The sequence below is a fragment of the Streptomyces sp. NPDC126497 genome, assembly GCF_040302425.1.
Lineage (GTDB): Bacteria > Actinomycetota > Actinomycetes > Streptomycetales > Streptomycetaceae > Streptomyces.
Genome location: NZ_JBEORT010000032.1, coordinates 17,272 through 39,933, shown reverse-complemented (window position 1 = coordinate 39,933; position 22,662 = coordinate 17,272). Strand labels below are relative to the sequence as shown.

Annotated in this window: 14 protein-coding genes and 1 pseudogene; 4 read left to right on the top strand and 11 right to left on the bottom strand. The window is 68.0% G+C overall.

Translation table 11 applies throughout. The features are described from left to right. Positions 1–174: 174 nt before the first annotated feature. The 10 genes from ABTY20_RS16230 to ABTY20_RS16185 all read right to left on the bottom strand — a co-directional run bounded on the left by ABTY20_RS16230 (position 175) and on the right by ABTY20_RS16185 (position 15,640). Positions 175–2,073 (bottom strand): DUF8724 domain-containing protein, encoded by a 1,899-nt coding sequence (locus ABTY20_RS16230; protein WP_252537860.1) that lies wholly within the window; start codon positions 2,071–2,073, stop codon positions 175–177. Beyond that, the gene (locus ABTY20_RS16225) at positions 2,073–5,528 is read right to left on the bottom strand and encodes a helicase-related protein (RefSeq protein ID WP_351997659.1); all 3,456 of its coding nucleotides are present in this window, start codon (positions 5,526–5,528) and stop codon (positions 2,073–2,075) included. The genes ABTY20_RS16230 and ABTY20_RS16225 overlap by 1 nt, the downstream gene beginning before the upstream one ends. Positions 5,529–6,493: 965 nt before the next feature. Next, positions 6,494–8,539 carry a hypothetical protein gene (locus tag ABTY20_RS16220; RefSeq protein WP_351997658.1) on the bottom strand — a complete coding sequence of 682 codons (2,046 nt, stop codon included), beginning with the start codon at positions 8,537–8,539 and terminating at the stop codon, positions 6,494–6,496. A gap of 350 nt (positions 8,540–8,889) precedes the next feature. Beyond that, positions 8,890–9,711 carry a hypothetical protein gene (locus ABTY20_RS16215; RefSeq protein ID WP_252537869.1) on the bottom strand — a complete coding sequence of 274 codons (822 nt, stop codon included), beginning with the start codon at positions 9,709–9,711 and terminating at the stop codon, positions 8,890–8,892. A gap of 188 nt (positions 9,712–9,899) precedes the next feature. Further along, on the bottom strand, positions 9,900–10,076 hold the full coding sequence (locus tag ABTY20_RS16210; RefSeq protein ID WP_193515054.1) for a hypothetical protein: 177 nt from the start codon (positions 10,074–10,076) through the stop codon (positions 9,900–9,902). A 2-nt stretch (positions 10,077–10,078) separates the two neighbouring features. Then, the gene (locus tag ABTY20_RS16205; RefSeq protein WP_351997657.1) at positions 10,079–11,461 is read right to left on the bottom strand and encodes a gamma-glutamyltransferase; all 1,383 of its coding nucleotides are present in this window, start codon (positions 11,459–11,461) and stop codon (positions 10,079–10,081) included. Positions 11,462–11,645: 184 nt separating this feature from the next. Next, complete coding sequence (locus ABTY20_RS16200; RefSeq protein ID WP_351997656.1) at positions 11,646–12,785, bottom strand: hypothetical protein; 1,140 nt, start codon at positions 12,783–12,785, stop codon at positions 11,646–11,648. A gap of 374 nt (positions 12,786–13,159) precedes the next feature. After that, a complete protein-coding gene (locus ABTY20_RS16195; RefSeq protein WP_351997655.1) occupies positions 13,160–14,689 on the bottom strand; it encodes a UDP-N-acetylglucosamine 1-carboxyvinyltransferase in 1,530 nt (509 codons plus the stop codon). A 64-nt stretch (positions 14,690–14,753) separates the two neighbouring features. Continuing rightward, positions 14,754–14,960, bottom strand: a complete 207-nt coding sequence (locus ABTY20_RS16190) for a DUF4236 domain-containing protein (RefSeq protein WP_351997654.1) — start codon at positions 14,958–14,960, stop codon at positions 14,754–14,756. 38 nt (positions 14,961–14,998) lie between these two features. Further along, on the bottom strand, positions 14,999–15,640 hold the full coding sequence (locus tag ABTY20_RS16185; protein ID WP_351997653.1) for a DUF6985 domain-containing protein: 642 nt from the start codon (positions 15,638–15,640) through the stop codon (positions 14,999–15,001). 227 nt (positions 15,641–15,867) lie between these two features. Between ABTY20_RS16185 and acnA the strand changes: the two genes are divergently transcribed. Both acnA and ABTY20_RS16175 read left to right on the top strand, forming a co-directional pair. After that, entirely contained in the window at positions 15,868–18,591 is a 2,724-nt protein-coding gene (gene acnA, locus ABTY20_RS16180; RefSeq protein WP_351997652.1) for an aconitate hydratase AcnA, read from the top strand. 272 nt (positions 18,592–18,863) lie between these two features. Beyond that, positions 18,864–19,298 (top strand): annotated as a pseudogene (locus tag ABTY20_RS16175) (lytic polysaccharide monooxygenase); the annotation flags it as partial. A gap of 211 nt (positions 19,299–19,509) precedes the next feature. Here ABTY20_RS16175 and ABTY20_RS16170 read toward each other — a convergent pair. Next, on the bottom strand, positions 19,510–20,502 hold the full coding sequence (locus ABTY20_RS16170) for an acetylxylan esterase (RefSeq protein WP_351997651.1): 993 nt from the start codon (positions 20,500–20,502) through the stop codon (positions 19,510–19,512). A gap of 265 nt (positions 20,503–20,767) precedes the next feature. Here ABTY20_RS16170 and ABTY20_RS16165 point away from each other — a divergent pair, with 265 nt between their 5' ends. Continuing rightward, positions 20,768–21,760 carry an ABC transporter permease gene (locus ABTY20_RS16165; RefSeq protein WP_351997650.1) on the top strand — a complete coding sequence of 331 codons (993 nt, stop codon included), beginning with the start codon at positions 20,768–20,770 and terminating at the stop codon, positions 21,758–21,760. Continuing rightward, positions 21,754–22,635, top strand: coding sequence for a carbohydrate ABC transporter permease (locus ABTY20_RS16160; protein WP_351997649.1), 882 nt, complete (start codon positions 21,754–21,756; stop codon positions 22,633–22,635). The genes ABTY20_RS16165 and ABTY20_RS16160 overlap by 7 nt, the downstream gene beginning before the upstream one ends. The last annotated feature ends 27 nt before the right edge of the window (positions 22,636–22,662 follow it).

Genomic DNA, 22,662 nt, shown 5'->3' with positions numbered 1-22,662 from the left:
CCGACGCCCTGTGCGCTTTGAGGCGTGCTGCAGATACGCAGCGCCTTGCACAAGCCCCCAGACGCTGAAGGCACCCGGATTCCAGTCGGGCACGATCGGCGGTCGACGCACCCTGCGACCTCTGGCAGCGCGGATGGTGGGGAGGGGCGAGAGCGGTTCCTCCCCACCGGGCCTTCACAGAGTCGGGTCCCAGTACCCGACTCTCGACCCGTCCGGAGAACCGAACAGGTGCCAGCGGGAGAGGTTCCGGTTCCAGAACTGACAGGCTGTCTCCGGCAGCTGGAGACAGCCGTGGTCCGCACCCTCGTTCGTGATCATGCAGTTCGGATCGTACAGACAGGCGTCGTTGTCGACAGCACGACTGACGACCGCGTCCAGGTTCTGTTCGAGTACCGTCCGCATCGCACCGAGGCTGAAGTCGCTGCCGCCGTTCGGGTAGATGGCGAAGGCCAGGTCGTACGGGAAGAGGTACTCCGAGAGACTCGTCTCGCTGTAGCCGCTGTCAACGGCCAGGGCTCGCAACAGCTGGTGGGACAGTGAGTGGAGCAACCCGAACAGTTCGTGGACTGGCAAATCCGGGTGTCCGGGCTCCGGGCGTGTCTCGTGCGAGAGGGCCTTGCCGTCGCTCGGCCCCAGCTGGTGCACCAGCCACTTGGCCACGCCGCCGGCCTTATCAAGGGTGTCGGGACTGACCAGATCGTTACGGACGAGCCACCGGCTCACGCGCTCCCGATCCACGGGAAAGAGCAGTGCCTCCGCCTCGGTGGGGTGGGCGTAGACGAGCGTCTTCTCGGGGGCTCCTCGTGCGGCACGCCCCCTGTACGGCACCAGATCCGCCTCCTCGGGACTGAACCCGGTCCGGCTGTAGCCGATCGCGAGGTAGGTGATCGGGAGATCACTCACCAGGCAGGTCTCCTGCCCGAGACCGGCGGATGCGAGGACACCGGGATAGCGCTCGTACAAGGCTCGGCGCTCGGCGTTGCGCGCCTCCCGCTGAAGGCGGGGTACACCCAGGCGTTCCAGGTTCAGAACCCGCCGATAGGTGTGCAGCTCAGCCGCGAGCCCGCGTGCGTCGTCGCTCTCGGTGTCGAGTCCGAGCGCCTTGCCCACCTGTTCCCGCAGATGATCCACCTCGACCGGCATGAAACGTGCACGAAGTGCACGTGCCTGGTCGTGCAGGCCGGCGTCCTCCATCACACGGATGCTCTCGACGACCTCGTCGGGGACGTCAACCGTGTGCCCGTCGGTGAGCCGCCGGAACTCGTCCTCTGTGATCTCACCGAGCCACCAGCCGAGAACGGCAGTTGTGTACATGGGGTTGGTCTGACGGGTGGCCTCCTCGGTCGTCGTGACGTTCACGAGTGTCAGGCCCTGGCCCACGTGCGCGGTTCCCGCGGTGTGGAGCAGGGGGTTCATGAACTTGTCCGGATAACTGCACGACGAGTTGCTGCAGCTCCACTGCACGCCCAGAGGGAAGCCGCAGGTCATGCACTCCCATCGGAAGTCACGGAACCGACTGGCGCGGTCGTCGAGCCTGAAGCGTGTGTGCCCCCTGGGGCACTTGCTCGGCGGGTACATGGGCGACATCTCGCCGCACTTGTGCGCGAAGACGAACTGGAGCTGCCGGTTCCCGACGGCGTTGCCGCAGGCGGGGCAGGCAGGCGGCCAGTCGTCCGTTCCGGGGCGCGGGTCACTGGCAGTCCAGACGTGTCCACACCTGCTGCTGGAGCAGCGCACCACTCGTGGCCAGATGCGGCAGAAGACCTTGCCCGGTACCACGACCTCGTAGTGTCGGTCGGCGAGCCGGTCCTCGTCCCCGGGGAACTCCGGCGCCCGGTCGGACCCGGCGGAGAAGGCACGCCCGGCGGCCCGCCACCTGCGTACGAACCGCATGGTCTCCTGCACCAGATGCTCGCGGTCGAGCGAGGGACCGTCGAACTCCTCGTCACGTCCGAACTGCACCACCTGGGCCGTGTAGCCGCCGCGATGGTCAAACGTCTGACCAGGGCGGTACCGGTAGAGGACCTGGCCCCGGTCACGGGCCATCTCGTCGTTCCTGGGGTTGAACGCCATCACGACCTCCGGCCGTCGGGCACGATGTGGAACGGGATGCCCTCGGAGACATCGCGGAGGCTTGTCATGGGCCGGTGCTCGAGGCCCAGGTAGTCACCCGTCGCGCGGTAGCCCCGGTTGTTCCCGCCCGTGAGACCGGCAGACGCGCCGGCGGAGCGGAGGCTGGCCAGGGCGTGTTCCACCATGTCCGTGAGATCACTGCGGAGTTCCTGCCCTTCCGGGCGCTCGGACTGGAAGACCGCGTGAAGCGCTTCCAGTAGCTCTGTGAGCTGGACCCCCTCCAGACCCCCGGCCGAGGGGTCACGGAGAGCGGCCTGCATCTTCGAGAGGTCGTGCAGGTGGCCCGGGGCGTTACCCGCCTGCCACCAGTCGCGGTTCACGATCTGGAGAAGCTGTCCCATCAGTATCCCCGGGAGGGTCTTGCGCACCGCGAACCTGCTCCAGCGGTTGATGGCCACCGGTTCGACCATGCGGTCCAGGTATTCGTGGAACTTGCCGTGGTAGCGGTAGTGCGACCGATCCCTCTCCCTCACAGGGTTGAAGAGCATGAAGACGAGGCCGTGGTAGGCGCGGCCGACCCTTGACGACGCCTGGATGTACTCCGCCATGGACCTGGGCATGCCGTTGAACAGCATGAGGTTCAACCGGTCCACGTCGACCCCGTGGCTGACCATGCTCGTTGCGACGACCATGCGCGTGCTGCCGTTTGGGCTGCCCAGGTCGTCCAGGACACCGCGTACCTCGTCCAGACGGGTCTCGCCCTTGAGCTCCGCTACCTTGAGATCAGGAAAGCCCTCCCTGCGCAGAGCCTCGTTGACCTGGGTGTCCAGTGAGCGGCGGATACGGCCGAAGTCGACGAGCGTGGTGGCGTAGGTGAGGCTCGTACGGTAGAGGTCGACCACGTCGTGGAGCTCATCCTCCGGCCAGCTTGCGAGAGCGGGGGGGAGGTCCTGTCGCCGATCAAGCTTCCATAGAGCACGATGGGCGGACGTCAGGATCCTGACCAGCGTCATCTCCGCCGTACCACGCGTCGGCATGACTCCGACGAAGCGGCGAAGCGGAAGGCTCCGGTCCAGACGCCAGTAGAAGCTCTCGTCGAGGTCGGGCCCAGGTAGGGGCACCACCACGGACCTCAGACCGAAGAGGTGCTCGCTCTGGCGGTCCTCGCCGCGGATGGTCGCGGTGGTGGCGACCACCTTCATCCTCACACCCCGGCCGTCGGGCCGCTGTCGGGACGACAGCGTGCGCTGCACCTCGGCCAGGAGGCCCTCGTAGTGGCCGGAGAAGGCTCCGAGTTCCTCGTTGACCATGTGGAGCTCGTCGATGATCTCCAGAGAGGGGGAAGGATCGTAGAGAGGGGCACCCAGGGGCTTGAGAGGCGTCTTCGGGTGGCCCGGAGCGTGACGTTCGTGGCACTTGCCGCCCCGGCCGAAACCGTGGGGAGGGCACCAGCAGTCGACATCACCGAAGAGAGCACCGAACTTGTCCGACAGCCCGATGTTGGCGAGCTTGTCCAGGGTTCCGACCACGACAGTCGGCAGGTAGCGGTAGATTTCGGTGTCCACGACGACGATCGGCAGCACCTTCCCGCACCGTTCGTTGCCGCAGACGTGTTCCAGTCTGAGCCGCTCTGGATCAGGCTTCGGGATGCGGACTGACCGTTCGCCGCAGTAAGGGCAGTCGTGAACAAGCCGGTACGCGTGCCGCTCCTCCTCGCTTGAGCGAAGGCGGTCGAACATCCGGTCCGACGTCAGCGAGTTGGGGGTGTTGCCACCGCCGGCGTAGAAGCCGATGAAGAAGGGCCACCCGGGGTCGCCGCCGACCTCCCTGAGCAGGTCGGCGTTCTGGCTGCGGACCGTCTCCGCGGCGGCGACGACGTCGAGCTGCCGTTGTGTCTGCTGCAGAGTCAACAGTCGAAGGGGGAAGCGGCACCATGCCGAGACCCCGACCTTCTTTCCTCGGGCGCGGTCGTAGAACATGCACACCAGTACCAGGCCGAGATACGCCTCGGTCTTACCGCCTCCGGTGGGGTACCAGACGACGGTTGCGGCCTCGGTCGGATCCACACCCTGGTCGTCCCCCCAGAGTCCAGGGGAGAAGAGGTTCTGCGGGTGTTCCCGCCAGGCCAGAGCACCGAGCTGGCTGACTATGGCCACCAGCTGGAACAGTCGCCACCCCCGACTAGGCCGCTTTCGCGCCCTGTTGAGCTCCACCATGGACTTGTTGGCGAGCTGGAAAGCCGCCAGGAGGCGCCGGTCCCGCCGCAGCCAGGCAACACCGTCACGGAAGCGGGCGACCTCCAAAGCCGCGGCCTTCCGGTCGGCTTCCTTACGGCGGGCCAGCTCAGGCCTGTCCTGGAAATCTGCAGTACTCCAGACGGGCGCCTCCAGATAGGCCTCCATCTCGTCGGCAAGCTCGTCGAGAACCGGGAGAGGGTCGACGGCGAGCGTCGCGTAACCCCAGCGTTCGTCGGTCCGGGCCACGGCGCGGTGGGTGTCGTGCTGTGGAACGGGCACGCTGCGTACGGCCACGAGCTGCCCCTTGTGCCACCGTGGCTCGATTCCGCAGTTGTTCGCGTACGCTCCGAGCTCTCCGGAGTAGCGGTAGGCGTCTGCACCGAGGTCCATCACGATGGGCAGTAGACGGTCGCCCTCGACCTCCAGCCCGGCACGGAACAGAGCGTTGTCCCTGGCCTCGTCGCGACGGGTACGGCCGGCGTTGCTACCCCGGCCCTGTACGGTCACGACGGGGTCGGGGGCGAGGTTCTGCAGCGTCGCGGTCACGCGGAGCCGTCCGGACGCAACCGGCCTCGACGTGACGACGACGTGTGCGGCGGGGGACGGTACCACGGGGTCCCCGCCCACCTCCCGGGCCAGCCACTGCTCGAAGGCCGCGTCGTCTGCCATCGCGGTAGGCGGGACCAGTCGCTCCCGGCGGTCGTTCCCGACGCGGCGGTCGATCCGAGGGTCTTGGAGGGCCAGCTTCACAGCCTCGTTGAAGGCGTGCTGGAACTCCCGTTCCAAGGTCTGGCGCAGCTCGGCCTCGTGTCCGAGAACGATCTCCACTGGCCCGACCGTCACTCCGAGTCGTCTGAACAACGGTGCCAGCCGGTAGGGCTCTTCTCGCTCGCCGGCCCACTCCAGCTGCTGGACTCGGGTCGGGAGAGTCGCGTAGTAGAACGACGCCCGCGCCTTGACGGTGATGGAGCTGGCGTTCTCGGCCTCGAACTCGAACCCGAGGCTGTCCGGGGTCGTGCGGCCGTATCGCGGGGCGGCTCCACCGGGTTCGACGGCGTGCGGACCGAGGCTCTCCATGAAGTAGCGAGCACTCGGAGGTTCGCCCAGGCAGATGTCGCCCTGGGCCTCGCCGGTCGCGTCGGTGACCACTGCGGTGACGAGGTGCTCGACGAGAGCCGTTTGCTGGGCGACGCTCGGCTCGAACGGAGGCTTGGTCACCGCACCTCCCCGTCGGATGCAAGGCACTCTGCCGACAGCAGGGGAGGGGGGAGGGGGCGCCTGTCCGCACACGCGGCGTGAGGCGAGAGCCGAGACGACTCAGAAGGGCGTGCCGGTCCTGGCGGACATGCCAAGCCAGCCCGCAGGACATGCGTGTCCACGGGATCTCCAAGGTCCGCGAGTCAGAAGCCGCCATGGCACGGCGCCATGGTCGGACGTCTTCTGCTTCTCCGAACCTGAGCAGCATGGGCCCAGGCGGAGCGAAGACACAAGCCGTTAAACCAAATTGGTCAAGTCTGTCTCGAACGATTCGATCTCTTGCCTGAATCGACCGAACGCGCCGATGGGCTCCGGGCCGGAGCGAATCCGGCCTCGGGACTGGTGCGCTTGCATGTTGAGGTGCCGTGTATTCCTGTCACCCCTCCGGTCACCCTGAGCGATGGCCGATGGCTCTCGCCCTGTCACCACACTCTGGCGTGCTCTCGCGGAGTCGCTTATCATCCGAGAACTGATTGAGGGCGTGACCTCGCGGCTGCGTGGACCCATAGCGGTCCGCTGCTTTCCAGGGGTTGCACCGTCTCAGCCAACCACCGTGCTTCGGTGGTCGGGCTGAGACGGCATGTCTCGGAACGGCCACCCTCACAGAAGGATGTCGGCCGTTGAGTTCCGGACCTTTGACGCGCCTCCTACTCGTCGCCCTGGCAACTGTCCTGTCTCTGCTAGTCGCAGTCATCGCTGGTGTGCTGTCTTGGGCAGCGGACGGAAGCGCGCCACGCGCAGTGCTCTGCGGTGGTGGGGCATTCGTCGTATGGATGACCCTCTCCGTCTCGCTGTACTCAGCCCTGGGCCTGCTCGACAGGGGCGTCGGACAGGGATGATGTGTAGCCCAGCCGGGTTCAGCCGGTCAGCCATCTCACCCGCGCTGGATTCTGAAGCGTGATCTGGGCTTGACAGTGTCGGGGATCTCAGACGGTCGAGTCGTGGAGTCCTGTGATCCATGGCAGGCGAGCTGGCGCATGCCTCCGCAGGGCCCGATACGCCGGCACGAACTCGTGAACGAGAGCGAAAGGGGGAGCGCTCTTCAACCGGTGGCATTCTCCGGCAAGAACTTCAGCGAAGGCCAGCAACTTGCGGTGGGCTGGGGTCTCCAGCAGGTGTGCTGCCGCCTTGACGCCCTCGCTGATCAGCTTCGTGGTGCTGATCAACTCGTCCTTGGCGGCTGGATTACCGTGTGCAAGGGCAGGCGACAAGCGGTCTCGTTCTCCGAGCACGTGGGCAGCTGCCAAGCAGAGAACCGTTGCAGCTGCTGTCTCGGCGGGTTCTCCCGCATTGGTCATGGCATTTGCCAGCATCGGGAGGGCGGCGAATGGCAGGGGATCGGCAATTTCCCAGAGGGGCTCCGCGACTTGGAGCCCGGCATGTGTTCCTGTACGGTCCACGTGCAGCAGCGGCCGGTCAGGAGAGGCCTGACGTAGTTCCCAGCGCTCGACGCTGGGGTCCGCGAGGGCGGCCCTGAGGATGGCGCGAAACGCCTCTCTCAGGCTCTCAACGGAGACGTCGGGCACGTCCAGCCGCACGAGACTGCCATGGCGTCGGATGTCCAGTACCGGGAATCTGGCTTCTCCAGCTGCCTGGAGTATGGAGAGGTCTCGGCCGACGTAGTTCGAGTCCTCCGCGCCCCGGATGACCAGTGATGCGTTCTGTGCGTAGGCCACGGCGACCCCATGCTCGAATCCGCGGCAAATGGCGCGAGCGCGGATCGCTGCGTCCAGAACCTCTTCAAGATCGGCTGGCTCTCCACCCAACAGGAGTGTGCTGTCGACGGGGTCCCAGCGGAAGTCCTCGTGTGCGTTCGCGTTGCGCCACTCAGAGCGGATCGTCGAAGCGAGGAACTTGCACAGAGGCTGACTGTCTTCAGCTGTCAGCAGATCCCGGACGGTGGCGAGCGGGGCCCCCTGCGGAACCGTCCTTCCCAGCAGTTCCAGTACCACAACAGCCGTGCGTCTGACGTCTGCTTCCAGCACGGCCCGATGCAAGTCTGTGACCGCCCGCGCCTTTTCTTCCTGGTATTCCGCCTCGTAATAAGCGTCAAGGTAGGCGATCTGTCCGCGATGGGAGGACAGCATCTCCGGTTCCCGAGCGACGTGTCGTGCAATCACTGAACATGTCAGTTCCGGTTTGGAGTTCAGATGGGACGTCACCAGATCACGTCCCAGGAGGGCAGCGCGGTGCGTCACCAAGGGGCGATCGGACAACGCGAGGACGGCAAGGTGATGGAGAAGTATCACCGTCAGTGGTAGCGAGTCATCGATCAGATGTCTCATGCTCCGGCGCAGCCGACGATCGAGTATCTGCGGGGCTTCCGCCCAAGCGGCCAGTAGGCGCGCCCGTGACGCCACACCCGACCCGGGACTCAGTTGCTCGGCCGATACCCCGAGCGTTCGCTGGTAGACGTCCTCGTAAGGAAGGTCGGCGTGATCAGTCCTGGCGGCAGTTCCCAGAGTTCGCCCGGCCGCTTGGGCCGCGAGAGCATATCTCCGTACGGCAGACCAAGCGGACTCCGCCCATCCCTGTTCCAGGCAGGCGAACAGCGCTTGAGCCTCGCTCCGATTCGCTCGCGCCAGGTCAGTCGCCAACCGTCGCTCTGCCGCGCTGGTGCGGGAGGGACTGAACCGGGATACCTCTTCTGCGACAGTACCCAAGGCGACAACCGACGTGTGGAGACTCCGCAACATCTCCGGAAGCTGCTTCCCGAGGGTTCGGCCAGAAGCGGTCCGCAGGCGCAGGATCTCACCAACGAGATCGTCGGTCTTCCGCTGAAGCCCGGGCAGATCGGCGTCCCTCAACACCGACTTCCATTGCGCGCGGGTCACCGGCACAAAGGCGACATCCTGCTGTCCCGTGATCTGCTCAGGAGGTGCGGAGAGAAGCAACTTTCGGATCACCGCTGGTGCAGCGGCACTGGACTCTCGTTCGACTACGCCCAGTTGGTCGGGCAGGGATACGTCCACCAGTACAGGATGGCACCGGCGCCTGCCTGAAGCCTGTGGTTTTCACCGCGCCCCTCGATGCCCGCGCACGGCGACGATGTGGGTGTGCGGGCCTGCCTGCCGAGCTTTTCATTTCCTAGAGCATCGTTGAGGTTGGCAGTGGACTCTGGTCGGAGTCCACTGCCGCAGCATACTGAGCAGCCTTGGAGAGCCGCGCACGTACGTTTACCGGAAGTCCCGCAGCTTCGAACTCAGCAGACGATGACCACTGACCGCCAGCAGGCGGACCTGCGGCAAGCCAGAACCATTTATCACGCCGCAGCCCCGGCCGCGTATCTGGCCGAGGGCTGCTTCGACGATCCAGGGTTGGGTCAGAGTCCAGCGTGCTGAAGCAGTCTTCGGACGATGCTGGTGATGATCAGCATCCTGAAGCGCGCCTCGTCCGCGCTGGAACGGCCGGGGTGGGGCCCCTCCGGGTGCGAGATGCCCCAGGCCCCTTGCATGAGTCGGCCCCACTTCTCCGGGACGACCTTCTTCTGGTCAACCATGAAGTTGATGGCATTGCCGCCCGAGGCGCCTGTGTAGCCGTACTTCTGCGCGACTCGAAAGGTCACATCTTCGAGCATCGGGCGGAGGGCCCCGTTGCTGGCCTCGTAGTTATGGTGGTTGAGGTTGTCGACAGCCTGCTTGTAGTGGTTGAGAGCGACCTCGAAGCCGGCAGCATTAAGCTGCGCTTCCAAGGCGCTGATCTCCCCGGCCATCTCGGTGCCTGGCGCGTCGGTCGGGCGGATGTGATAGGTGACGGGTCCCTTGTCGATCTCGATCCAGCTGTCGAGATCGATGTCCGTCCGGATAGTCGGGTCATCCCACATGAGGTCGTAGCCATCCGCGAGGAGGGCCTCCTTGAGTTGGAACAGCAGACTCTCCGGGCCTAGCTTGTTGGGATGCCGGAATCCGCTCGCCTGTTCCTTGGCGAACGCGAGCAGGCCGCGGTGGGCATCCTTGTCGCCCTTATGCGCTGCCCGCCGCGCGTCCACCAGGACGGTCTGGACAAGCCTCTCTTTGGAGGATGTCTCGGTGATGAACCGGTCCAAGTTGGCGGCAAGCAAGCTGGTGTGGATCTCCTTCGCCGTCCGCGTGACAGCGATCTTGATGAGGACGGCCAGAGTGGGACTTGAGAGGGTCTGCATCACAGCGAAACATCTTCGGTGACCGACAACGGTTCCGTCCTATGGTTTCCGAGATCAGCACTCAAGGCTGGTGTCGTGAACCTCGTTTGTGGCTGACCATCGGCCGCCTGACATGGAGCTGCCGCTGCCCGGGCTGCGCCGTCAGCCGGGGGCAGCGGCAGTGGCAGTGGCTGATCGTTGTTCAGTCCCGCTCAGCGCGTCTGCGCCTTCTCGATTAGGGTCTGAGCGATCAATCGAACCGGTTCCCACGATTCATCGAGCGGATCGCCGGCCTCGGCCGCGGTCAGGAGAGCGTCGATCCTGGCTTGGACGTATTGCTTGTCAGAGGCCATCGGCGGGCATGACAGATCCTGGTAGAGGGCGAACAAGCTCAGGCGGTGCGGCCCGCCGTGGAGAGGACGGGGTCGGTTGGCTCGAGGGCCAGGTAACTCTCTGCCGTGGCGGCTTCGAGGAGCAGAGGCTTGTCGGGGTCGTCCACGCGTACGGGAAGAAGTTGGCCCGTGAGCGCGCTGTCCTCCTGGTGTTCCTCAGTCAGCCGGAAGGCCGTGCTGACCGCCTCACGAACGCGCGTCCGATACCGCTGCTCCTGCTCGTAGTGGGCTTGGCGAGCCCGACGCCCGTACTGCTCGCGGACCTCGTCGTCCTCTTGGTCCTGTCCGAAGTTGGGGTCGTTCAGGCGGGGGCCGCCGGCGAAGGCCACGGTGTCGGGCAGGTCGGTCTGCTGGAGGTGCAGGGCCGCACACGCTGCGTAGAGGCGGCGGGAGAGACCGAGGTGGATGCCGGTGCCGGGGATGCGCGCGGCGATGAACGCAGTGGCGTCCGTGTGCGACGCCAGGCTCCCCTCGGTGTCCACCTGCTGCGCGCGCAGCCGACGGCGCAGGCCGGTGGTGGATTCGTCGTGCTCCAGCAGTGTCAGGGAACCGGTGCGGTGACGCCCGCGATCCGTACGGTCACGCCTCATCGGGACGACGCGCCGCTGCTCCACGGCTCCGAAGGCCAAGGCCTGGTACGTCAGGAGCTGCTGCCGGGTAACGGCCATCAGAGCCTCGGGGTCATCGGCGACGTAATCCTCCGCGTCGTCTTGCGGACTGCCGACCGGGGAGGCGCCGGTCTGCGGCCCGCCGTGGGGGTGGGCCGTATGCAGAGCCAGGAACAGATGGTCCTGCTCCCACTTATCGGGCCTATTGCCGGGCAGCGACGTGCCGCAGAGGACCTGCCGGTGTGCCAAGCCGGGCATGAGGGCGCTGCCACCGTCCAACTGGACCCTCCCGTTCTTCAGCACGCCTGCGCCGAGTGCACGGGCTGCCTTCGCCTCGATCAGCCAGGGCAGGCCGGCGGCGTGGTGATTGCCCCACAGGTCGGGCAGCTTGGCAGCCGGGTCGGTGAAGCCGGGTAGGCCGCCCGGACCTCCGGCTTCGAGATGCCAGGTGCTTCCCAGACCAGCCATCCCGGCGCAGAGCCAGTGCGCCATCGTCATGCCCAAGTGGTAGCCGAAGGCGGAGTGGGCGCTGCGCTCACTGCCGTACTGGTAGAGGGCGTTCACGAAGAGCCTGCGGCCGGCTGCGGGCGCGGGTGCGGGCACGTCCTTGAGCTGGAGGTAGGCCTGAAGGGGGGCGGTACGGGAGATGAGCTCGTTTACGGCGAGCCAGGGGGTGCGGCTCAGCCACGGGGTCAGGTCGCGCCCGACGCCCTTGGCCGCGAGGAGGACCTGCCGCCAGGTCGTGGTCGCCAGGTAGGTCCCGTACGAAGGCATGTCTGCCACCCCCGGCCACGGCTGGGTGGCACCCCTCCACAGAGCCTCGGAGGGCCGCCGCAGCGAGCTGAAGTCGCGTATGACGACGGGTATGTCCAGGGCGTCGGTCGGACTGAAGGCGAAGTCGGCCGCGTCGTGAGGGGGCTGCATGATCACGCCGACAGCCTGTCATGGGGCACGGACATCAGTCGCAGCTTTGGCCGAGGGATCGGTGAGGAGAGCGGACACTGGGAGAGACCAGCCAGGCACGGACTTGTGCGTCCAGTTCCTTGGGCCGTCGGTTGCGGGCCCGGACATGCCGAGGGATATCACCGAGGGCCGCCCGGCCCTCCTTGGCCGTGATGGGACGCACTCGGCCGGCATCCACCAGCCGCTGCACCATGCCCTGGCGCATCTGATGGCGTTCGGAGTTTCGGCCGCCCACGAAGACGTGGCTGCTGATGCCGTCGGTGATCCACAGGCCCAGCGTCGACCACATGACGCTGCCTGCGCGATAGCCACGGAAGTCCCTGGCGTGGACGGGCACCAGACTGGTGGGGTCCTGCACCCAGGTGGCGATTTTGGCGTCCAGGTCCTGCGTGCGGCAGGCCTGGCGTCGTGGCCCCGTCGCGGCCTCGGTGGCCGCGGCCCGTTGGTCCCGGCGTTCGAGGATCTGCGGTGCCCACTGGTCGATGTAGAACCAGGCCGCCCTCATCAGCGGCCACCAGATCGCAGGGGGAATTTCCGGGGTGGACAGCTCTCCCCTGCTCGTGCGCTGGGCGACGTCCGCGGCGGTCCTGCCCGGCCAGGGATCGTCCAGCAGGCCCCCGCCGGACAGGATCGGAGAGAACGTCCTGAGGAAGCGGATCGTGCGGACATCGTTGGCCAGCGTCGATGTCCCGGAGGTGAGGGCCTGATGGTCCAGGTAGTCCTGCCAGTTGTCCGCCACCCAGTCGGCCAAGTCTTGCGGTATCTGCTGCTCGACCGCCCATTTGACGATGAGCCGCACCTTGTCGCACGTCTCCTTCGCCGAGCTCATGCCCCAGGTCTCGGCCTGGAAGAACAGCCCCGCGTCCCGAAGGATCTTGTGGGTGCAGTTGAGCATCCCGAAGACGCCTTCCCGGGTCCGCAGATTCCAGAGCGGATCGGTGGGGAACGACGCCTGCCAGGCACTCTTCACCCGGTTGGTCGGCCGTCGCAGGCAGTCGCCGGGCCACAAGCGGCTCTGTCCGAACAACGGGATCTCAACGCCCGCGATCAGGTTCCGGTGCCCGCCGAAGACCGGCGTGTCATCGGGGATGGTCTGCGAGACCAGGACGGTCTGCGCGGCCGTGGCGGACGTCATCGGTCGTACTCCGTTCGCATTCCCAGCGGCAGGTCCAGGCGGTACTTGCCGTCCTTGATCTGCCTACGGGCCTCGGGAAGCTGTTCCGCGCATTCGGTGAACACTTCCTGTAACGCGGCCGACTGAACGCCCCTGCTGCCCGCGTACCGGAAGGTGCCGGCACGGCCACTTCGGCGACCCTCCGTGATGGCTGACGGATACTCAGAAACTTCTGGCGTATCGTCAGCCATTCAAGATCATCTTGCACGTGCGTTGCACAAGGTGCTGAAAAACAACAGTGATCAGTGGAGAGTGATGAAGGTGAGTATCCGCAGGTCAGCTGGCATGTTGAGGTGTCGTGCCCCTTGCCTCCGAGGGGCACGACACCGTGCCGGTCAGATGTCCCGGAAAATCTCGATCTGCGCCCCGATCGAGTTCAGCCGCTCCGCCAGGTCCTCGTAACCGCGGTTGATGACGTACACGTTGCGCAGGACCGACGTGCCCTCCGCGGCCATCATCGCCAGCAGGACGACCACGGCCGGGCGCAGCGCCGGCGGGCACATCATCTCCGCGGCGCGCCAGCGGGTCGGGCCCTCGACCAGGACCCGGTGCGGGTCGAGGAGCTGGAGGCGGCCGCCGAGGCGGTTGAGGTCGGTCAGGTAGATGGCGCGGTTGTCGTAGACCCAGTCGTGGATGAGGGTCTGGCCCTGGGCCGTCGCCGCGATCGCCGCGAAGAACGGCACGTTGTCGATGTTCAGGCCCGGGAACGGCATCGGGTGGATCTTGTCGATCGGCGCCTCCAGCTTGGAGGGGCGGACGGTCAGGTCCACCAGGCGCGTGCGGCCGTTGTCGGCGAAGTACTCCGGGGAGCGGTCGTGGTCGAGGCCCATCTCCTCCAGGACCGCGAGCTCGATCTCCAGGAACTCGATCGGGACCCGGCGGACCGTCAGCTCCGACTCCGTCACCACGGCCGCGGCCACCAGGCTCATCGCCTCGACCGGGTCCTCGGAGGGGGAGTAGTCCACGTCGACGTCGATGGTGGGCACGCCGTGCACGGTGAGCGTGGTGGTGCCGATGCCGTCGACCTTGACGCCGAGGGCCTCCAGGAAGAAGCACAGGTCCTGGACCATGTAGTTGGAGGAGGCGTTGCGGATGACGGTGGTGCCGTCGTGCCGGGCGGCGGCCAGCAGCGCGTTCTCGGTGACGGTGTCCCCGCGCTCGGTCAGCACGATCGGACGGTCGGGGGCGACGGAGCGGTCGACCACCGCGTGGTACTGGCCCTCGGTCGCGGCGATGTCCAGGCCGAACCGGCGCAGCGCGATCATGTGCGGCTCGACGGTGCGCGTGCCGAGGTCGCAGCCCCCGGCGTACGGCAGCATGAAGCGGTCCTGACGGTGCAGCAGCGGGCCGAGGAACATGATGATGGAGCGGGTGCGGCGGGCGGCGTCCGCGTCGATGGACGCGAGGTCCAGCTCGGCCGGCGGCACGATCTCCAGGTCGACGCCGTCGTTGATCCAGCGGGTGCGCACGCCGATGGAGTTCAGCACCTCCAGGAGGCGGTAGACCTCCTCGATGCGGGCGACGCGGCGCAGCACGGTGCGCCCCTTGTTGAGCAGCGAGGCGCACAGCAGTGCCACGCACGCGTTCTTGCTCGTCTTCACATCGATGGCGCCGGAGAGCCGGCGGCCGCCCACCACACGCAGGTGCATCGGGCCGGCGTAGCCCAGCGAGACGATCTCACTGTCCAGGGCCTCGCCGATCCGGGCGATCATCTCAAGGCTGATGTTCTGGTTGCCGCGCTCGATCCGATTGACGGCGCTCTGGCTGGTGTTGAGCGCCTCGGCGAGCTGGGCCTGCGTCCACCCGCGGTGCTGCCGGGCGTCACGGATGAGCTTGCCGATGCGTACGAGGTAGTCGTCTGACATGAGGATGAGGTTATCTCAGATATGAGATGGCACATCCTGGGGGATCCATTCGGGTGACGTGACGTCACCGTTCCCCGGTGCGACGGGTCTGCCGGGTCCGGCGCCATCCGAAAGGTCCCGGCAAATCCACCGATGTCGTACGACGTCCCGTGCTGCTGCGGGTGTAGCGGGGGCCGTTCCTGCTGCCGGTGGTGATGGACCACGACCGCTTGTTGATGTTCAGCCGCACCCCCGGAAGGATCCGGAAGCTCTTGCGGAACGTCAGGGGCATGCGTACCTCCGGTCGGATTCGTGGTGGCTGCCCTCCGCTTACCCCCACTTGGCGTACTGATGGCTGTACGCGACCGGTTCCTCGAACGCGACCGACGGCACCGGCTCGGCCGAGTGCGCCGGCACGGCGGGCCCGACGGTGTACCGGTGCCGCGTCACCTCCCCCTCCTCGCGCAGTTCCAGCACCCCCGGCTCCGGGCACCGCCAGGTCAGCCGGCCGACGTCCTCCGTGAAGGCGTTCGACACGCTGCTCCACCCCGTGCCGTCGGCCCGCAGTTCGAGGTCGGAGCACTCCATCGCGCCGTGGTCGAAGGGGTCGCTGCTCCAGTGCCCGATCAGCGCCTCGTCCAGTCCGGTCCGCGGGTCCAGGGCGTCCAGCTCGGCGATCCGCACCCGGATCGCGAGGCCCGCGTCGCCCAGGCCGACGACGCGGTCGCCGTGCATGATGACGCCCACGCCCCGCTCCGGGTCGCGGACGCAGTCGAACGCGATGCCGACGTAGGGGACGCCGTCGCGGGCGACCGGGTGGACGTGCACCGCACGGACGGTGGCCAGGCGCTCCGGGGATTCCCTCTCCTCCGGGTCGAGGGTGGCGTAGTGGGCCCGCAGCGAGGGCCACAGGCCCCGCGGCAGGGGCTCGGGGGCGCCCGGGACGGGCGGGGTGGGGTCGATGCTCCTCATGGAGGGGAAGCACATCACGCCGGCGCGGAAGCACATCACGCCGGGCCCGGGCATGACCATTCGGCCCCTGTGTACTAGAGTTATCTCGACATCGAGATATCTGCCGAGGCGCATCGCAGCCGCCACCCTGGTAAGGGCTACCTAACTTAGCCTTGCCTCAGCGGATCGGCCAGGGCGGCGTGGCGGCAGGATGCGGTGGTACGCGCACATCAATGAAGGAGACTGTCGTGTCGGCGAACAGCTTCGACGCCCGCAGCACGCTGCAGGTGGGCGACGAGTCGTACGAGATCTTCCGGCTGGACAAGGTCGAGGGCTCCGCGCGCCTTCCCTACAGCCTGAAGGTGCTGCTGGAGAACCTGCTCCGCACCGAGGACGGCGCCAACATCACCGCCGACCACATCCGCGCCCTGGGCGGCTGGGACTCCCAGGCCCAGCCGTCGCAGGAGATCCAGTTCACGCCGGCCCGCGTGATCATGCAGGACTTCACCGGCGTGCCCTGTGTCGTGGACCTCGCCACCATGCGTGAGGCCGTCAAGGAGCTCGGCGGCGACCCGAACAAGATCAACCCGCTCTCCCCGGCCGAGATGGTCATCGACCACTCCGTCATCGCCGACAAGTTCGGCACCAACGACGCCTTCAAGCAGAACGTCGACCTGGAGTACGGCCGCAACCGCGAGCGCTACCAGTTCCTGCGCTGGGGCCAGACCGCCTTCGACGACTTCAAGGTCGTCCCGCCCGGCACCGGCATCGTCCACCAGGTGAACATCGAGCACCTGGCCCGCGTGGTGATGGTCCGCGACGGCAAGGCCTACCCGGACACCCTGGTCGGCACCGACTCGCACACCACCATGGTCAACGGCCTCGGCGTCCTCGGCTGGGGCGTCGGCGGCATCGAGGCCGAGGCCGCCATGCTCGGCCAGCCGGTCTCCATGCTGATCCCGCGCGTCGTCGGCTTCAAGCTGACCGGTGAGCTCAAGCCCGGCACCACCGCCACCGACCTGGTGCTCACCATCACCGAGATGCTGCGCAAGCACGGCGTCGTCGGCAAGTTCGTCGAGTTCTACGGCGAGGGCGTGGCCGCCACCTCCCTGGCCAACCGCGCCACCATCGGCAACATGTCGCCGGAGTTCGGCTCCACCGCCGCCATCTTCCCCGTGGACGACGAGACGCTGAGCTACCTGCGCCTGACCGGCCGCTCCGAGCAGCAGGTCGCCCTGGTCGAGGCGTACGCCAAGGAGCAGGGCCTCTGGCTGGACCCGACGGCCGAGCCGGACTTCTCCGAGAAGCTCGAGCTGGACCTGTCCACGGTCGTCCCGTCGATCGCCGGCCCGAAGCGCCCGCAGGACCGCATCGTCCTCGCCGACGCCAAGGCCCAGTTCGCCCAGGACGTGCGCAACTACGTCAAGGACGGCGGCGACGTCGACGAGGCGAGCAAGGAGTCCTTCCCGGCCTCCGACGCCCCGGCCATCTCCAACGGCGCCCCCTCCCACCCGGTCGAGGTCACCGCCCCCGACGGCACGACCTACACGCTCGACCACGGCGCGGTGACGGTCGCGGCCATCACCTCCTGCACCAACACCTCCAACCCGTACGTCATGGTCGCCGCCGCGCTGGTGGCCAAGAAGGCGGTGGAGAAGGGCCTGACCCGCAAGCCGTGGGTCAAGACCACCCTCGCCCCGGGCTCCAAGGTCGTCACCGACTACTTCGAGAAGGCGGGCCTGACCCCGTACCTCGACAAGGTCGGCTTCAACCTCGTCGGCTACGGCTGCACCACCTGCATCGGCAACTCCGGCCCGCTGCCGGAGGAGGTCTCCAAGGCGGTCAACGAGCACGACCTCGCCGTCACCTCGGTGCTCTCCGGCAACCGCAACTTCGAGGGCCGGATCAACCCCGACGTCAAGATGAACTACCTGGCGTCCCCGCCGCTGGTCGTCGCCTACGCGATCGCCGGTTCCATGAAGGTGGACATCACCCGCGAGGCCCTCGGGTACGACCAGGACAACAACCCGGTCTTCCTGAAGGACATCTGGCCCTCCGAGGCCGAGGTCAACGACGTCGTGGCGAACGCCATCGGCGAGGACATGTTCTCCAAGTCCTACTCCGACGTCTTCGCCGGCGACGCCCAGTGGCAGGCGCTGCCCGTCCCGACCGGCGACACCTTCGAGTGGGACGCCGAGTCCACCTACGTGCGCAAGCCCCCGTACTTCGAGGGCATGGGCATGGAGCCGGCCCCGGTGGAGGACATCACCGGCGCCCGCGTGCTCGCCAAGCTGGGCGACTCGGTCACCACCGACCACATCTCCCCGGCCGGCGCCATCAAGGCCGACACCCCGGCCGGCCAGTACCTCACGGAGCACGGCATCGAGCGCCGCGACTTCAACAGCTACGGCTCGCGCCGCGGCAACCACGAGGTCATGATCCGCGGCACGTTCGCCAACATCCGCCTGCGCAACCAGATCGCGCCGGGCACCGAGGGCGGCTACACCCGCGACTTCACCCAGGACGGCGGTCCGGTGTCGTTCATCTACGACGCCTCCCGCAACTACATCGAGCAGGGCATCCCGCTGGTCGTCCTGGCCGGCAAGGAGTACGGCTCCGGCTCGTCCCGCGACTGGGCCGCCAAGGGCACCGCGCTGCTCGGCGTCAAGGCCGTCATCGCCGAGTCCTACGAGCGCATCCACCGCTCGAACCTCATCGGCATGGGCGTCCTGCCGCTGCAGTTCCCGGAGGGCCACACCGCCGAGTCCCTCGGTCTGACCGGTGAGGAGACCTTCTCCGTCGCCGGCGTCACCGAGCTCAACGAGGGCACCACCCCGCGCACGGTGAAGGTCACCACCGACACCGGCGTCGAGTTCGACGCGGTCGTCCGCATCGACACCCCCGGTGAGGCCGACTACTACCGCAACGGCGGCATCCTGCAGTACGTGCTGCGCAGCCTGATCCGCAAGTAAGCGGTCCGGCAGGGCGGGCGAGGGCCGCATCCCCGGCGGAGGGGGTGCGGCCCTCGCCGTCGCCGCCGCCGCGCGGTGCGCCCCCGCCGGACGACGGACGGCGGCGCGGTACCCGTTTACAACCGCGCCGCCCGGCGTTACGGTCCCCTCACGGACGAGGTGGGAGCGCTCCCATCGGTGGCGGACCGGAACCCGCCGCCGGGAGGCTCCCGCCTCGCCCCCTCACGCACCCCTGCACGATCCGTCCACCCCACGCCGCGGACAGGTGTGTCATGATCGCAACAAGATCGGAGGGCGGTGCGGCTCCCCGGCCGGTCCTCCCCACCCGCGCCCGAGCCCTCTTCCTCGTCCTGGTCTCCCTGCTCGCCACCCTTCCGGCCGTCGGCCTGGCCGTGACGGCGGGCAGTGGGGCGGAAGCCCATGCCACCCCCGTGAAGCCCGGCGGCCGCACCTTCCTGTGCCGGCGGGACGCGCCGACCGGCACCGGCGGGATCAAGCCGGTCCGCCCGGCCTGCAGGGCCGCCGCACAGGCCGGCGGCATCACCCCCTTCTCCCACCGGTTCTCCGTCCTGCGCTCCGACGGCGCCGGCCGCACCCGCGGCTTGGTGCCCGACGGACGGCTGCGCGGCGACGGGAACGCCGGCTTCACCGGCTTCGACACGCCCGGCGCCGACCGGCCGCCCACCCGCCTCGCCGCGGGCGCGACCGGCGGCGCCGCCTGCGACGGCCAGGACGTGACGGCCCACGACGCCGGCCGCACCGGCTCCCTCGGCCCGGGGGAGGGCGCGACGTCCGGCCGCGTGGTCCCCGGCCCGGGCGGTGACGGTGCGACGTCCCCGTCCCGCCGGGCCGGCTGACCGCGCCCGTGGGCGGCCCCGACGGCGTGTCCGGCCGTCATCGGGGCCGCCCGCACCCCCTTCAGTCGGCCAACAGGGCGTCGAGCCAGTCCAGTTGGCGCCGCACATGGACCGCGTCCCCGCCCTCGTGCCCGTTGAAGGGATAGGCGTGGAGCACCGTGGCCGGATTCCCGCCCGTGCGCTCCGCGTACCGGTTGAACGCCGCGTACGCCCCGCTCGGCGGGCAGACCGTGTCGCGCAGCCCCACCCCGAAGTGGGCCGGGGCGTGCGCGCGCCGGGCGAAGGAGACGCCCTCGACGTAGGAGAGGGTGCGGCGGGCGGCCTCCTCGGCGCCCCGGTGCACCGAGAGGTAGGCGGTGATCTCGCCGTACGGGGGCAGGTCGGTGAGGTCCAGGGCGCGGTGGATGCCGCACAGCAGCGGGGCGGTGACCAGGACCGCCGCCAGGTCCGGCACCAGGCCCGCCACGGCCAGCGCGAGCCCGCCCCCCTGGCTGTTGCCCACGGCGGCGACGCGGCCGGCGTCCACCCCCGGCAGCGCCCGTACGGCGGCCACCGCGCGCACCGCGTCGGTGATCAGCCGGCGGTAGTGGTAGTCCCGCGGGTCGAGCAGACCGCGCACCGCGGGGCCGGGACCGCCCGGCGCGGTGGCGTGCGGATCGGGGGTGTCGCCGCCGCAGCCGTACTGGTCGCCCTGCCCCCGGTTGTCCATCAACAGGTGCGCGTACCCGGCGTTCACCCAGGTCAGCCGCTCGTGCGGCAGCCCGCGCCCGCGCCCGTACCCCGCGAACTCCACCACCGCCGGCAGGGGTTCGGCCACGCCCGCCGGGAGGCTGAACCAGGCGCGCACCGGATCGCCGGCGAAGCCGCGGAACGTCACGTCCCAGGACTCGGTGAGCCGCAGCCCGTTCTCCACCGGCCGCACCGAGACCAGCGGGTCCCCCGCCTCCGACGCCTCCTCCACCGTGCGCTCCCAGAAGGCGTCGAAGTCGGCGGGCTCGTCGACGTCCGGGCGGTGGCGCTCCAGTTCAGCCGGAGGCAGGTCGAACGCGGGCACGGGGCACCTCGCAGGATCGAAGCGGGGTCGGACGGGCGGTCCGTCCGATCGTTGCGGTCACGGACCGGAAAGTTCCGGGGACGCTAACAGACCAAGGCCTCCTTCCACAGCCGTGCGTACCGGATCCTTCCTCGGGGCGATCTCTCGGATTTTCTCTGCCGCCCCACCCATTGACACCACTTACCGCTCCTCATAGGTTGCCGCAAGTTACCGGCAAGAGCTCGAAAGTTTCGGTTCCGCGTCACAGACACGGGAGGCCCGAACCATGAGCACCCCCACCACGTCGGCCCCACCGCCGGGCGCGCAGGACCCGCCGCCGACGAGGACACCGCCCCGACGCACGCGCTCACCCGCCCGCACCGGCCGGCGGCGCGCGCTGCGCAAGGACTGGCAGCTGTACTCGCTGGCCGTGCTGCCGCTGCTGTTCTTCCTGGTGTTCCGCTATCTGCCGATGATCGGCAACGTGATCGCGTTCCGCCGGTTCGAACCGGGCGGCTCGGTCTTCGGCGAGTACTGGGTGGGACTGCGCTACGTCGAGATGTTCCTGTCCGACCCCACCTTCTGGCAGGTCTTCAGGAACACCCTGTGGATGGGCGGACTCACGCTCGTCTTCTGCTTCCCGATCCCCGTCGTGCTCGCCCTGCTGCTCAACGAGGTCCGCAGGAAGCCGCTGAAGCGGTTCGTGCAGTCGGTGTCGTACCTGCCGCACTTCCTGTCGATCGTGATCGTCGCCGGCATCACGCTGCAGATGCTCGCCACCGACGGCCCGGTCAACCACGTCCTGGGCTGGTTCGGGCACGACCCGATCCGGTTCATCCAGGAACCCGGCTGGTTCCGCGCCGTCTACGTCGGCTCGGAGATCTGGCAGACCGCCGGCTGGGGCACGATCCTCTACCTCGCCGCGCTCACCACCATCGACGAGGACCTGTACGAGGCCGCCCGCATCGACGGCGCCGGCCGCTGGCGGCAGATCTGGCACGTCACCCTGCCCGGCATCCGTCCCACCATGATCACACTGCTGATCCTCAACATCGGCACGTTCATGGCCGTCGGTTTCGAGAAGGTCCTGTTGCTCTACAACCCGCTGACGTATCCGACCGCCGACGTGATCTCCACCTACCTCTACCGGACGGGCGTGGAGTCCAACAGCTTCAGCTACGCCGCCGCGATCGGCCTGTTCGAGGCGGTCATCGGCCTGGTGCTGATCACCTCGGCCAACCAGCTGTCGCGCCGCACGGTGGGGACGAGCCTGTGGTGAGCGTCCACCGGCCGACCCGCGGCCACCGCGTCTTCCAGGGTGTCAACGGCGTGGTCCTCACCCTCGTGGTCCTGGTGACGCTGTACCCCTTCGTCAACATCGTCGCCCGCTCCTTCAGCGGGGAGCGGCAGATCCGCGCCGGCGAGGTGACGCTGTGGCCCAGGGGCTTCGACCTCACCACGTACGAGATCGTCCTCAACGACTCGATGTTCTGGCGCAACTACGGCAACACCGTCTTCTACACGGTGGTCTCCACCGCCGTCGCCATGGTGCTGACCACCTGTTACGCCTACGTCCTGTCGAAGAAGGACCTCAAGGGGCGCGGCGCCCTCGTCGGGATCGCCGTCTTCACCATGTTCTTCACCGGCGGCCTCATCCCGAACTACGTCCTGATCACCAGCCTCGGCCTGAAGAACAGCGTGTGGGCGATCGCGCTGCCGAACGCGATCAGCGTCTTCAACCTGCTGGTGATGAAGGCCTTCTTCGAGAGCCTGCCGTCGGAACTGGAGGAGGCCGCGCAGATCGACGGCCTCGGCACGTACGGCATCCTGCTGCGGATCGTGCTGCCGCTGTCCAAGGCGGTCGTCGCCACCATGGTGCTCTTCTACTCGGTGTCCTTCTGGAACTCCTGGTTCTCCGCGTTCCTCTACATGGACCGCACCGAACTGATGCCGGTCACGGTCTACCTGCGGAACCTGCTCGCGGGCGCCACCGGGGGCACCGGCGCCGGCGCGGCCACCGAGCAGCTCACCCAGGTCTCGGCGAACATCCAGGCCGTCACGATCGTGCTCACCTCGCTGCCGATCCTCTGCCTCTACCCCTTCGTGCAGCGCTACTTCGTCTCGGGCGTGATGCTCGGCGCGGTCAAGGGCTGACGACCGCACCCTCCCCCCGAGCCTCCC